Genomic DNA, 13,294 nt, shown 5'->3' with positions numbered 1-13,294 from the left:
GTTAAAAGAGACAAATCAATAGATAAGCGAGAAAGATGATTAGTTTTATTTTGGCTTTGATTGCACTGATCTTAGGATATATCCTTTATGGAAAATTTGTAGAGCATGTCTTTAAACCGGACGATCGTATTACACCGGCAGTGGCTAAAGCTGACGGAGTAGATTACATTGTTCTTCCTAACTGGAAGATTTTCATGATTCAGTTTCTTAACATCGCAGGCACAGGACCTATTTTCGGAGCCATTATGGGAGCTTGGTATGGGCCGTATGCCTATTTATGGATTGTATTAGGATGTGTTTTTGCAGGTTCCGTACACGATTATTTTATCGGTATGCTTTCCGTCCGTCATAACGGAGCAGGTCTTCCCGAATTGGTGGGAGATTACTTAGGAGGTACCACAAAGAAAGTGATGTTGGTATTTTCCGTGTTGCTGCTTATGATGGTGGGAGTTGTCTTTGTATATAGTCCGGCTATTATTTTAAAGGATTTCGGTGGAACAGAGATGCTCTGGATTATATTGATTTTCATTTATTATATCATTGCAACGACTCTTCCTATTGATAAGATTATTGGTAAGATTTATCCTTTGTTTGCATTCGCTTTGCTGTTTATGGCTATGGCTCTTATGATTGGCTTGTTTATTAAGTGGCCGACTATTCCTGAGCTTTGGCAGAGCCCGGCAACCATGAACTTGAATAATCCTGCCGATATGCTTGGCGAGGGCACGTTTAAGCATGTCAACCCTGTTTTTCCGTGTATGTTTATCACCATAGCATGTGGAGCTATCAGCGGGTTCCATGCTACACAGAGCCCGTTGATGGCACGTTGTTTGAAGAATGAGCGTTACGGTCGTCATATTTTCTACGGAGCGATGATTGCCGAGGGAATTGTTGCTCTGATTTGGGCGAGCGTTTCCATGTATTTCTTTTATTACGGAGGTTGGCGTGAAGTGGTCGATGCCCAGAGCGTTCAGGCTTTTATAAACCAGCTCGATGCCGAGAACCCGAAGACTTTGATACAGTCGTTTAGCGCGCCTGCTGTTGTCAAATTGGTATGTGAAAACTGGCTGGGTATTATCGGAGGTATTTTGGCGGTGTTAGGAGTAGTGGCCGCGCCTATCACCAGTGGCGATACAGCTTTCCGCAGTGCCCGACTGATTGTCGCGGAATTTCTTCACTTGGAACAGCGAAGTATTCCAAAACGTTTGTATATTTGCATACCGATGTTCCTTGGCGCTATAGCTCTGTTAGCTTGGCAAATGTCCAATCCTAATGGATTTAATGTCATCTGGCAGTACTTCGGATGGGCTAATCAAACGTTGGCGGTCTTTGCGTTGTGGGCTGTTACGGTGTACTTGACGCGGCAGAAGAAAACGTTTATCATCACCTTGATTCCGGCTCTATTTATGACGACGGTTTGTACTACGTTCATCTTCGTGTCGAATCAGGCTATGGGATTAGGAACTATCGGATATGCTCTCGGTGCCGTTTGCTTGGTCATCGCAGGGGTATGGTTCTTCAGATGGTATCGTAAAGAAGTGAAAATGGATGGAGTGAGATGAGTAAATTATATTCATATAAAAAAAGAATTATGAAGAAGAAAATATTTTTGTTGATGCTGACAATCATGATGGTTATCAGTGCTCATGCGCAGTTTGAGAAAGATACGTGGTATTTCAATGCCTCTGTCACCGGTCTGAACTTGTCGCATAGTAAGAACGAAGGAACTCGGTTAGGTTTGGAAGCCATGGGTGGAACATTTCTTTCGGATGATTTGGCCCTGATGGTAGGAGTGAAAGGGGACTATCGTAAATATGGAATTGATGAGACCGGCGCATTGGCCCAACTTCGTTATTACTTGGAGGAGAGTGGCTTTTATGGTGCACTCGGAGTGAAACTTAAATATCTTTCGGGTGACATTGTAAAGAATAAGACTTTATTCTTCATTGCGCCCGAAGCCGGTTACACTTTCTTCCTTGGGAGGAATCTGACTATTGAGCCTGCTTTGTATTATGATTTGGCTACCACCGACTTCTCCGACTGGAGCAAGTTCGGTTTTAAGATTGGCTTTGGTTTCTATTTCAAGTAGTATGACAAATATAACGTCAGTATAATGTTTTTTTAAATATTGTTGGGAGAGGAGTTCGTCGCGATGACGAGCTCTTTTCTTTTTTGTTTCCGATGGATATCGGGCTTTTCTGTTGACTAATCATAACCGGTTATTGTTCCGCTGCTTACGAATGTGTAATGAAATACGGTTAAGTTCCCGTAGTCATCAAAAGTCTTTATAGAGTCATCCGTATGAGTTGCAAAAGTGATACGTATGACTTCTTCATTTTATGCGGATGAGTTGTCCGGTTCATCCGCATGAGTTGTTTGGTTCATCCGTATGAGTTAGAGAACTCATCCGCGTCACTTTTTTCAATCTTCTTGACGATAAATTAAATTCACTTGACGAAGAAATAAAAACGTCATTTAAATTATACTGTAATCACGTTTCTATTAGGTCCGACATGCCCTTTCTTTCCTTCGTTTATAAAATCTGATGATCCATGAAAAATCATCATAGAATAGATTTTTAATCAAAAAAGATACGATAAAATAATATGAGTATTTGGTTGTAAGTAGTGTTCTGTCAATGAATAAATATCGAATGTAAATTCTATTTGCGATGTTTTAACATGTATTTTGTTTTCATTGTTTCAAAATCTTTACGGAATTGACTTATCGTAAAGATATTTTTTGTAGCTTTGTTATCGGCACACATAGCGGAAATTGCTTGTAATTGCCTTTATTATTAGCGACTTTTCTTATTGTTTAATTTAATAATTAAAACTATGTTATATGCCAGACCCCCATAAAAAGAAGCGGATTATCTACTATGGATAGCTGGATAGTCCGAGTATTTTCAATACAACTATTTTAAATTTAAAACTTAAAAGAACATGTTATGTTTAAACTTATTTTAACCCCACATGTTGGAACGATTCATTCCATAAAGAAATCGTTTTACAACATCCCCATTTTTGTTATTGGTATCATAATATGGGCGTTTTGCAGTGTACCGTCGTATGCGTTGAATGCCAACATGAACGGACAGAATTACGGTATTCAGCAAGATAAACGCGCCGTGTCCGGAAAAGTGCTTGATGGCAGAGGCGATCCTGTTATCGGAGCAAATGTTGTGGAGAAAGGAACAACAAACGGAGCCATTACCGATTTGGATGGAAACTTCAGCCTGAGTGTAGCTCCCAATGCCGTACTCGAAGTGTCTTACATCGGTTATAAATCACAAAGTGTTTCTGTTGCAGGGAAATCTACAGTAAATATTACCTTGGAAGAAGATACCGAAGCACTTCAAGAAGTTGTTGTTGTCGGATACGGAACCTCTGTTAAGAAAGATTTGACCACTGCTGTTGTCAGCGTGAAGAGTAAAGATTTCATTCAGGGAGCATCTAATGATGCCATGCAGATGATTGACGGAAAGGTGGCCGGTGTTTCTGTGAGCAGTACAGCTGCAGCCGACCCTAACTCCAGCTCCAGCATACAGGTACGTGGCGCAGGATCATTGAACGCTGGAAATACTCCGTTGGTAGTCATTGATGGAATGCCGGGAGGTGATCTTAAGAACCTTGCTCAGCAAGATATTGAATCAATCACAGTGTTGAAAGATGGTTCGGCTGCCGCTATTTACGGATCACGTGGTGCCAATGGTGTCATTTTGGTTACTACCAAATCGGGAAAGGCAGGAAAAGCGACAATTACTTACGACAGTTATGTGGAGCACGATTTCATTGCCGGACGTCCAGACATCCTTGGAGCGAAAGATTATATGGCCAAAGTGAATGGTGCCGTCGATCATGGATCCGATACCGATTGGTATGACGCGTTACTCAATAAGGATAACTTCGGACAGAACCATAATGTCTCTATTTCTGGTGGTAGTGAGCATTCTGTCTTTCGTGTTTCTGCCAACTACAGGAATAAGAAATCCATGGATATCGTTGCCGATAGAGAGGAATACGGATTACGTGCCAACTTTAAGCATACCACTCTTGAAGGACTTCTTGAGATAGGTGGTAATATTAATTATCGTATAGCCGATACCAATGAGAACCCCGGATTACCGTTCGTTCCAGATGGCTATTCAACAGAACCCGACTTATGCTGTCGATTCGGAAGAGATGGGATATGATCATTACAACTTTAATCCGGTTACCAACTTGAAGAATCGTAAGCAGTCAAGTCGTCACGAATATGCTACCATCGACTTGAATGTCAAGTTGAATATCCTTGATAATTTGAATACCGAGATTAAGTTAGGACGTCAGTTCCACGGGCAGAAGAAGAAAGAATATTATAACAAATACTCACGCGACTGTATTGTCAACAAATATAACGGACGTGCTATTATCAACCAGTATGACAATACCGATTGGACATTGGAATGGACAGGAAATTATAACCTCAAACTCGATAAGCATGATTTCAAACTTATGGCGGGTTATTCATACCAAGAGTTCAATTATGAGCAGTTTGGCGCAGAGAACAGAAACTTTCCTACCGATGTGTTTGAAACTAATAATTTGGACGCGGGCGATTATATGAAGGTACAGGGAAGAAACGGAATGAGTTCGGAAAAAACTCAAGAGAAGACGATTGCTTTTCTTGGCCGTTTGAATTATAACTATGACGACCTGATTCTGTTTACCGGATCAATGCGTTATGAAGGTAATTCAAAATTCGGTGACAAGAACAAATGGGGACTCTTCCCTGCTGCTTCTGCTGCTTTCCGTCTGTCGCGCCTTTCTGCGTTCGAGGATAGCAAGGTGGTCAACGATTTGAAAATTCGTGCGTCGTATGGTGTAACCGGACGTTCCGGATTCAACCGCTATATCTCTCTGGCTAAATATACGGGTTACGGAATGTACTGGAGCGATACGTATGGAAAATACATTAAGGGTTATGGTCCGGGCAACAATCCGAATACGGATTTGAAATGGGAGAAACAGTATTCATATAACTTAGGTCTCGATTTCACTCTGTTCAACTCGCGTTTGTCGGGAAATCTCGATTTCTTTATCCGTGAAGGTCGCGACCTTATCAGCGATTACGCTGTTCCATTGCCTCCATACCTGCATTCATCCATTACTACCAACGTAGGAACCACAGAATCTAAAGGATTTGAGCTTTTGCTCAATTGGGACGCTGTAAAAACAGAGAAATTCTCTTATTCTACCAATGTGGTTCTTTCTTATATGAAGACTAAGTTGAAATCATTCTCTAACGATAAGTATAAGTTGTCGTATATTGAAGGCGACGGTTTCCCTTCACCGGGTAATCCGGGTTCGGCTCAACGTCTTGAGGATGGAAAGGAAATAGGTGTATTCTATATGGCTCGCTATGCCGGTGTCGACGAGAACGGAAACATTCAGGTATGGGAAGGTGGAAAAGTAAACGGACAGAAGAAACTTGGATCCGATATCAATGAGAACGATAAGGTTTATCTCAAGGCTTCGGGTGTTCCTAAGTGGGAACTCTCATGGGGGAATACCTTTACCTATAAAAATTTCGATCTTTCGCTCTTCTTCCACGGACGTTTTGACTATAAAATCATGAATCAGTATGAGATGTACTACGGATTGCAGGTTATCTCAGGCGATAATAAATTATCATCGACTTACGGGAAGAACAACCATATTAAAGGAGCGAAGGTGATTTGCGATTACGATGGCTTCTTGCAGAATGGTAATTATCTCCGTTTGGAGAATATTACATTAGGATGGAATCCAAATCTTAAAACTAAATGGATATCCAACATGAGACTGTATGCATCTATGAAGAATGTATTTACTTTGACAAGTTATACCGGACTGGATGTTACCAATGTAAACACCAACGGAATATGGCCGGGTATTGGAGGCATGGAAGTTTATCCGTCAGCAAGAAATCTAACATTCGGTGTACAAATTACTTATTAAATCAGACGACGTATGAAAAAGATAAAAATAATGCTATGTGCCATATTGGGTGTGGCCTTGGCAATGCCATCGTGTACGAATCTTGATGAAACGCTGTATTCGCAGTTGGCAAAGAATAATTACTATACTGACCAGCAGTCGGTTGAAGCTGCTGTGTTACGTGCGCACGAACATGGCGATAATGTAACGTGGAGAGGATCTATCATGTTGCTGGAGGAATTGACTGCCGACCAGTTCGTGTGGACTCAAAAGGGACGTCACGGATACGATGACGGACAGTGGGACCGTTTGCATCGTCATACTTGGAATTATATTCAGGGTGATATAAATGGCGCATGGACAGGTGCTTTTCAGGGAATATCGCAAGCTAATGTCGTATTGCGTGATTTCAATACGGTAGATTTTCGTTCCATCGGAGTGTCGGAAGCACAGGAAAAGGGTTATAAGGCAGAACTGCGTGTGTTGCGTGCTTGGTATTATATGTTCCTGCTCAACGATTTCCGTAACGTGCCTATCGCTACAGAGCAGACAGGAGAAACAGAACTGGTGCCGCAAGGAACGGCTAAACAGTTGTTTGAGTTTATCGAATCGGAATTGAAAGCCGCTATTCCCGACTTGCCGAAAGAGAAGCGTCTGTCACGTTGGACGCAGGGACCTGCGGCCGGATTGCTCGTTCGCCTTTACCTGAACGCGAATGTGTGGATTGGCGAGAGCAAGTATGCCGATTGTAAGAAAGTGTGCGAAGACATTATCAATGGGGTGTATGGAGCGTATAGACTCGATCCCGACTACCGCGGACCGTTCTCTTCGGGAGTGGACAATTATGAGTCTCCCGAGAATTTGTTCGAGTTTAAACATCAGTACGGACAGCTTCAACAATACACTTGGTGGGATCATGCTTCACACTATGCAGCCAATAAGTATATCGGTGCCAGTGGTGGAGGATGGAATGCTATTCTTATGCAACCGTCACGTAACCTTCAGGGTGTAGTCTATGAGTTTGAAAGCGGATTGGGAACGCCATTCGAGAATTATGATGAGGCAGACTATCGCCGTCAGCCGTTCCGTGTACATGCAACCGATTCCAAGGGATTCCGCTACGATGGCTTCTTCTTGAAAGGACTGATGCGGTCGGTTAACGGTTCGGGCGACGGATACATAGCATACGACATGAGCGACTTGAACAACGCTACGAATGTTAACGGACAGGAGGAGTGGAGCGGATCACCATTGGTATTTGTCGATCAGGTGGGACGATTCTCAGAGGATCCTGCTGTAAAAGCTATGAATCAGGCTCAGCGTGCTGAGTTGCTTATGGAGGTGAACAAGCGCGGATACTTCGTTACCAACGCGCCCGAAGTGACCGGAAAGGGAGAAGATCATCCGGAAGATGGAGGATCGAACGTATTCTTGGGAGAGGAGAATTCGGGAATCCGTTTCAATAAGTTCCCGTATCTGCCGGAAGTGACCGGACAGTTCCGTTCGCAAAGTACACCTGAAATCCGTTTGGCGGAGATATATTATTCGCTTGCCGAGTGCTATTATCGAGAAGGAAATGTCGCGAAGGCTGCCGAGTTGTTGGACGCAGTGCGTGAGCGTAACTTCCCGCCGGAGGTATGGTCGAGCAAGAGTTACGCTAACCATCCGGAACGACTGACCGACGCAGAGATGTTGAAAGAGTGGGGACGTGAGTTCATTGGTGAGCGTCGCCGTCGTACCGACCTTATCCGCTGGGGAATGTTCGGTAAGGCATGGTGGGCAAAACAGGATGACGCTAAGTTCGGTGATGGAAAGGAACGGACTTATTTCCCGATTCCTCAGCGTCAGCTGAATGCTAATCCTGAGTTGAAACAAACCACACCGGGATGGGAGGAGTAATCAATACTTTTTCCTTACCAAGGTAACTGTACAGGATGTCGCGGAATCTCAGCGACATCCTGTTTTCTTATGGGAGCTTCCCTATGCAAATAAAAAAGGGGGCAGGACTTATACCTGCCTCCATTTGTTTTACTGTGCGATGATAATGCTATACCTATACGACTATTCTATGGACTTTTATTCGCTGACACAGCGGATAAGCATGCCGGACATTTGATGGTTATCTGAAGCAGCAACACCTTCACATAATGAATATACTGCTCCTCGGCTTGTGCCGGTACTTGTCCAATAGTATCTTTTACCGGGATTGCCTGCATTACCGTAACCGAACGAAGGGCCGTAAGTTCCAATGAATCCGGATCCCCAAAGCATATCTTTTCCATCGGCTATAAGGTCGTCCATCTCTTCTTTGGTGGGAATTCTCCAACCGGCAGGCGACGGGTCGTAAATGGTCTTTCTTCCTTCGTAGCACCAGAGCTCAAGGTCTTCTTTTGCCCACATTCTTTTATCCCAAGGAGTAAAGAGTTCTGTGGGGCGAGCCGCGACTTCTGCCACACTGATTCCTTCTGTTCCTACATCGTAAGGGCTGAATGCCTCTGCTATGGCAGGAACATACACATACCCTGTAGGAGAAGCATATTGGGTGCCCGATGGGAACGGGTCTTTGCGTCCCCACTGGTAACTGAAGCCTCCTTTGTAGAAGGTCTCCGTCTCGTGAGTCATGGCACCGATGTTACGGTCCATGAAGTCAAGCCCGTTGTGTGTCTCCTTGCTTACCGGCTCGGTAGCCCAAATGTGCCAGCTCCAGAGTATCTTGCCTTCCGCGTCGGTAACAGCTATCAAGGCATTGCCTTCCTTAAAGGTGTCGGGGGTAGAGAAGTATACATAACCGTTTTCGTAACGGATGTCGTAAGCCGTTCCGTTATGCTTGATGGCACGCCCTTGTTCCTTTAGTTCCCACAGCACTTTTACGTCCGCTATGCCCTTGATGCGGGTGGCAGTGGTGCCCGTCAACGGGTCGATGCCGCCGTTACCTTTTATCGTGGCATTGAACTTGTAGTTGCCGGGAGCGTTTACCATGTAGCAGTTTGCTGTTCCTAAAGAGCTTATATCATCGTAATTGTCTACTGTCATGTTATAGGTGTAGAGCTTGTTCGATTCTAATTGTACGCCGTATTTCTCTCCGGGGAAGAGCGTTACCTCTTTACTTTCTCCACCTTTAGGCCCGATAATCAGCTTAGCGTTGGGGTTGAATGAAAAGAACGCGGCTGCCACAAAGTCTGCCACTACGTTGCCGTCGTTTTGCGTCTTGGTCTTGATTTCTTGTTTGGAATTATTAATCTGGTTATCTATGTTAATGTCGAGTGAAGTATCGGTAGGCGTACCGTCCTTGAACGTCACATGGAATTGCATGAATGCCATGCTCAGATTATACAGTTTGATGTTTTTCGAACCATAAGTAGGGAGACCGGAACCGGTAGTGAGATCCAACGCTGTGAAAATGCTGTACTGCTCCACCGCCTCTTTCAGGGAGGGGGCTATGCAATGTTGATAATCGTGTTTCAGTTTTCCCGGAGTGGCTTGTACTTGAATCACCTTGTTGCTTGCGCTTAACAATCGAGCTTCCATCCTGTCGTCGGGCTTGGGTGTGTAAGGATTCGTGGCGCTTATCGGTTTTAACTCGCCCGAGAAAGTGGCAGTGGTACCGCCATTCGTTAATTTGCTCACGGTCAGTGTGCCCCATAGTTTGGGCTTTTTAAAGTTAGGTACACAGATATACAGGCTGTCGCCCTCTTCAAAGCGATAAGTTTTATCGTCGGCTATCGTCACGCGAGTTTGAGCGTTGACATTCTTGGTCACTGTCACACTGTAGGGAATGCCTTTTACTTCGGATTGCGAAGGTGGCATGGATACATCATCTTGATTGCTGCACGAAGCAGCGCACATCAGTAGGGCAGCAAAGAACAGCATGCCCGTTGGTAGGGTCCTGAAAATTCTTCTCATGTTTGTTTTGTTAATTGGTTTTGTCATTTAAGTTTCTTTGTCCGGCGTATGCGGATGAGGGAGGATATCAGTCGTCTTCTTCCAAACCCGGAGTGCCGAATCCTGCGCCGGTACTGGCTTCCAGCACGGAACTTTGAAGTTCCAATTCCAATACTTGCGCCCGAGGTGCTTCATAGATCACGTTGTGTTTCATTTTGATGATAATTTAAAGATTGATAAATTTGATTATTAAAGGCAAATATACAACTATTTTGTTTATATTCAAGAAAAGGGTGATAATTTTTTGTAACTTTGATAAGTTTGATGAAATAACAGGGAGATTGTGTAGGACGTACGGGGGTAGAATACGGTCGTATAGTATGGTGGTGAGGTATTTTTCCCTTTTGTTTGATTCATTAATATGGTCATAAAGAGACGGAGGAAAAGTGATCCGCATGAATCGCTCAACTCATGCGGATGAATCGCTCAACTCATGCGGATGAACTGCTCAACTCATACGCATGAACCGGTCAACTCATACGCATGAGTTACCGGATTCGTTTGATGACTTTGTCTGTTGAGGCTTATAAGTCATATCCCACACCTATATTCAAATAGATGGGATACATGTTAAAGGTGATGGTGTCGAAGTCTTTTTCGAAGATGTTGTTGAATCCCCAAGTGAGTTCGGAGTACACGTTCCAGCGACGGGAAGCTTTCCAACCGGCACCTACTTCTGCTCCCCATGAGAATTTGCTTAAATGGTTGCTGAAGTCGTAAGTAGCGATAGATTCATCGGTGAAGTTAACCTTATCGCCCGTAGGATTATCTTTTCTGAGGTATCCCTCATACACTTTTCCTTTGAACGTTCCATTCATCAGAAAGGCGGCATACAGTCCTCCTCTGACGTTCACCCGATCGCTGAGGCGATAGGTGGCCAGCAACGGAACGGCAGCGTAGATGTTACGCGCACGAGTTTGATTACCGCCGGTCCAGTTACCTTTCATCCGGTTTCCGTCGCTGCCGACTATTTCCATGCTGTAATTTTTCACCCTCGCTTTGGTGGTCATGCCTTTTACCTCGCAACGTATGCCCGAGGTGATACCCCAATGTTGCTTAACCCAATGAGTGATATTCAGTTCCACCGTTGGATTGACATCAGGATTAAAGCCGTCGATATGGCGTATTTCCTTAGGCATGGGAAGTGGAGAAGTTCCTCCGACACTGAATCCTCCGCGAATTTCGAAAGTGGTCTGTTGGGCTGCCACAGGAGCGATGAGCAGACAAAACAATATACTGATGATAGTTTGTTTCATAACTTAATAATTAGTAAGATGCTCGTATGTTATTTCCAAATCATCGACCATGAGGGTACTTCCCGGCGCGCCTCGGAAACGGTCGCCTTCTTGACTTGACGACATGATGACCGCTATGCTGTATTGCCCGTTGCGCAGCTTGTCGGCATCGACAACCTTACCGTAACTGTTGTAATCGAAAGGGATACTGAAATGTACCCATTCGTTACTCTCTTTCCGGTCGGTTACTCGTGCCAATGCTACCATCTGGCTGTGTTGGAAGTTGTTCACTGCCAAGTGTCCGTCCATATATTTCACGGAATCGGTCTGTTCGAAGAAGATGGCATAAAGCTCGAAGTTGTCTTTCCGGTCGGTATATTTTCCTTTATCGTAGAATTTCTCTCCAGCCTTATACTTATAGTAGCCGCTCAGCGTAAGAGGCTTATAATAGAACGTGGTTCCGAAGTTGGTGGCGTTTAACGCGTCGGTCAGGGCATTAATCATATTAAACTTTCCCATGAACAGGTTGCCGGCAGCGATAGGCTTGTTCACCATCTGTCCCAAACTTCCGGTGCTGCGTGTGATCAACTTCACGCAATTACCCGATCGTCCCTCATCGCTGAGGAAAGTAGGAAAGTCGGATGGTCGGTTGCCTCCGCCGGTTAAAGCGAAGCCTTGATTGCCGCTTGCCCACGTAAGGGTAGTGTATCCGTCAGCCTTTTCGTACAAGATGTGATACTTATTCTGTGTGTCGGCAGTCTCGAAATGGTAAGTGGTAGGAATGCTCTTTGTCTGCTGGTGGCGAATGATGAGCGCATAGGTGCGATGCCAATTGCCGTCCTCCGATGTAACGGTGTAACGAACCGGAGTGTTGAAGTTATGAGTTGTTCCGCTTTCGGGCGATATGGCAGCCCCCGGCGTAAGTTCAAAGACAGGAGCCAGCGCGGAGAGGTTGGTATGGTTGTCCACCTCTATATAAATAGGATAAGCGTTCAGACTTTCATCGAACGTGCGATAGTAGTCGATGTCGGTGGTAAGCACAGTGGCTCCGTTCACCGTACAAGCGGTGATGTCTGCCTCTGCGTTCAGCGCTTCTTCGCGGATGCAAGCCGTACTGAAGAGTCCGGCAATGAGTAGTAAGAAAAGTATTTTACGGTTCATATATCTTTCTTGTTAGAAAGGAATATTCTGTTTCATCTTTTCATAATCGGGAAGAGCGGTATCGGTTGGTTCGTCCGGATGTAGTTCTTGAGCTTTCCTTCTGTCCTCTTCGGCTCCGGCTTCATCGCCTGCTGCCGCTTTAGCTTTACTCCGTTCCTCGTAAGCATCAACAAACTCGGGCAGTACCTCGATGGCTTCGTCATATACGACGATAGCTTTCTCGTAGTTCTTTTCTTCCTGATACAAGCTGCCCAATTGCAAGTAAGCGTCTCTGTTGAACGGGTTGGCGGCAATCACGCCTTTGATGCTCTCTTCCGCCTCTTTCTTATTGCCTTCGTTCATCATCAGGTTTGCTTTCATCAGAGCAGCTTCCTCGTGTGTAGGGTCTAAGGTCAGCATTCTGTCGATGTCGGACAACGCCCTTTTTTTATCCTCTGCTTTAATAAGCAGATGGGCACGGAGCAGGTAAGCGTCCTGATAATCGTCTTTCAGAACGATGGCTTTATCTAAATACTCGATGGCTTCGGTGTTTTTTCCCAGTCCGATTTTTGCCCGGGCAGTGAGATAATCGAGGATTGGATTGTTCGTTTCGTACTCCAACGCATGTTGACAGGCCTCCTCCATCGATTCATAATCTTCCAATAAGAAGTCGATATTGGCCAAAAAGGTATAGGCCTGAGGGTTTTGCGGCTCAAATTCAATCCACGTTGCCAGTGTCCGTCGGGCATCCTCTGTTTTCCCTGTTGAGGCATAAGCATGCGCTAAGTTATCGTACACCTCCCTGTCGGGACGAATATCGAGGGCACGCTTGAAACATTCTATGGCATAGTCGGCCCGCTGTATGTGGAGGGCACGGATACCATCGTATTTCAAGATATCGAAGTTCTTCTGATTGTTTTTTTCTTTATCTTCGGGAGCAGACTTATCGACGCCACCGAACAAGGATTTTAAAAAGCTCATACTGTTTCTGTTTTAATGGGTGCAAAGTTAGTATAT

Annotated in this window: 10 protein-coding genes; 5 read left to right on the top strand and 5 right to left on the bottom strand. The window is 44.7% G+C overall.

The window, feature by feature from the left end; translation table 11 throughout:
• The first annotated feature begins 35 nt into the window (after nt 1-35).
• The 5 genes from LO761_RS04475 to LO761_RS04455 all read left to right on the top strand — a co-directional run bounded on the left by LO761_RS04475 (nt 36) and on the right by LO761_RS04455 (nt 7,859).
• Complete coding sequence (locus tag LO761_RS04475) at nt 36-1,562, top strand: carbon starvation CstA family protein (RefSeq protein ID WP_272817136.1); 1,527 nt, start codon at nt 36-38, stop codon at nt 1,560-1,562.
• A gap of 29 nt (nt 1,563-1,591) precedes the next feature.
• The gene (locus LO761_RS04470; protein ID WP_272817135.1) at nt 1,592-2,089 is read left to right on the top strand and encodes a hypothetical protein; all 498 of its coding nucleotides are present in this window, start codon (nt 1,592-1,594) and stop codon (nt 2,087-2,089) included.
• Nucleotides 2,090-2,950: 861 nt separating this feature from the next.
• On the top strand, nt 2,951-4,195 hold the full coding sequence (locus tag LO761_RS04465) for a carboxypeptidase-like regulatory domain-containing protein (RefSeq protein ID WP_272817134.1): 1,245 nt from the start codon (nt 2,951-2,953) through the stop codon (nt 4,193-4,195).
• Nucleotides 4,110-5,981 carry a TonB-dependent receptor domain-containing protein gene (locus LO761_RS04460; RefSeq protein WP_272817133.1) on the top strand — a complete coding sequence of 624 codons (1,872 nt, stop codon included), beginning with the start codon at nt 4,110-4,112 and terminating at the stop codon, nt 5,979-5,981. The genes LO761_RS04465 and LO761_RS04460 overlap by 86 nt, the downstream gene beginning before the upstream one ends.
• Nucleotides 5,982-5,993: 12 nt before the next feature.
• Nucleotides 5,994-7,859: a RagB/SusD family nutrient uptake outer membrane protein gene (locus LO761_RS04455; protein ID WP_272817132.1), complete on the top strand. Its 1,866-nt coding sequence runs from the start codon at nt 5,994-5,996 to the stop codon at nt 7,857-7,859.
• A 177-nt stretch (nt 7,860-8,036) separates the two neighbouring features.
• Here LO761_RS04455 and LO761_RS04450 read toward each other — a convergent pair whose 3' ends face one another.
• The 5 genes from LO761_RS04450 to LO761_RS04430 all read right to left on the bottom strand — a co-directional run bounded on the left by LO761_RS04450 (nt 8,037) and on the right by LO761_RS04430 (nt 13,258).
• Nucleotides 8,037-9,863 (bottom strand): fibrobacter succinogenes major paralogous domain-containing protein, encoded by a 1,827-nt coding sequence (locus LO761_RS04450; protein ID WP_272817131.1) that lies wholly within the window; start codon nt 9,861-9,863, stop codon nt 8,037-8,039.
• 67 nt (nt 9,864-9,930) lie between these two features.
• Nucleotides 9,931-10,056: a hypothetical protein gene (locus LO761_RS04445; RefSeq protein ID WP_272817130.1), complete on the bottom strand. Its 126-nt coding sequence runs from the start codon at nt 10,054-10,056 to the stop codon at nt 9,931-9,933.
• A 370-nt stretch (nt 10,057-10,426) separates the two neighbouring features.
• Complete coding sequence (locus tag LO761_RS04440; RefSeq protein WP_272817129.1) at nt 10,427-11,158, bottom strand: porin family protein; 732 nt, start codon at nt 11,156-11,158, stop codon at nt 10,427-10,429.
• A 3-nt stretch (nt 11,159-11,161) separates the two neighbouring features.
• Complete coding sequence (locus LO761_RS04435) at nt 11,162-12,298, bottom strand: PCMD domain-containing protein (RefSeq protein ID WP_272817128.1); 1,137 nt, start codon at nt 12,296-12,298, stop codon at nt 11,162-11,164.
• A gap of 12 nt (nt 12,299-12,310) precedes the next feature.
• Complete coding sequence (locus tag LO761_RS04430) at nt 12,311-13,258, bottom strand: tetratricopeptide repeat protein (RefSeq protein ID WP_272817127.1); 948 nt, start codon at nt 13,256-13,258, stop codon at nt 12,311-12,313.
• Nucleotides 13,259-13,294 lie beyond the last annotated feature (36 nt).

Source organism: Phocaeicola oris (genome assembly GCF_021295095.1).
Taxonomy (GTDB): domain Bacteria; phylum Bacteroidota; class Bacteroidia; order Bacteroidales; family Bacteroidaceae; genus Phocaeicola; species Phocaeicola oris.
Note: the sequence above shows the minus strand (reverse complement) of the source record. Positions and strands in the feature narration are given on the sequence as shown.

Coding starts and splice junctions, on each gene's coding strand:
- LO761_RS04455 (WP_272817132.1), top strand. CDS start 5,994: ATGAAAAAGATAAAAATAATGCTATGTGCCATATTGGGTGTGGCCTTG.
- LO761_RS04435 (WP_272817128.1), bottom strand. CDS start 12,298: ATGAACCGTAAAATACTTTTCTTACTACTCATTGCCGGACTCTTCAGT.
- LO761_RS04460 (WP_272817133.1), top strand. CDS start 4,110: ATGAGAACCCCGGATTACCGTTCGTTCCAGATGGCTATTCAACAGAAC.
- LO761_RS04475 (WP_272817136.1), top strand. CDS start 36: ATGATTAGTTTTATTTTGGCTTTGATTGCACTGATCTTAGGATATATC.
- LO761_RS04465 (WP_272817134.1), top strand. CDS start 2,951: ATGTTTAAACTTATTTTAACCCCACATGTTGGAACGATTCATTCCATA.
- LO761_RS04430 (WP_272817127.1), bottom strand. CDS start 13,258: ATGAGCTTTTTAAAATCCTTGTTCGGTGGCGTCGATAAGTCTGCTCCC.
- LO761_RS04445 (WP_272817130.1), bottom strand. CDS start 10,056: ATGAAACACAACGTGATCTATGAAGCACCTCGGGCGCAAGTATTGGAA.
- LO761_RS04450 (WP_272817131.1), bottom strand. CDS start 9,863: ATGAGAAGAATTTTCAGGACCCTACCAACGGGCATGCTGTTCTTTGCT.
- LO761_RS04470 (WP_272817135.1), top strand. CDS start 1,592: ATGAAGAAGAAAATATTTTTGTTGATGCTGACAATCATGATGGTTATC.
- LO761_RS04440 (WP_272817129.1), bottom strand. CDS start 11,158: ATGAAACAAACTATCATCAGTATATTGTTTTGTCTGCTCATCGCTCCT.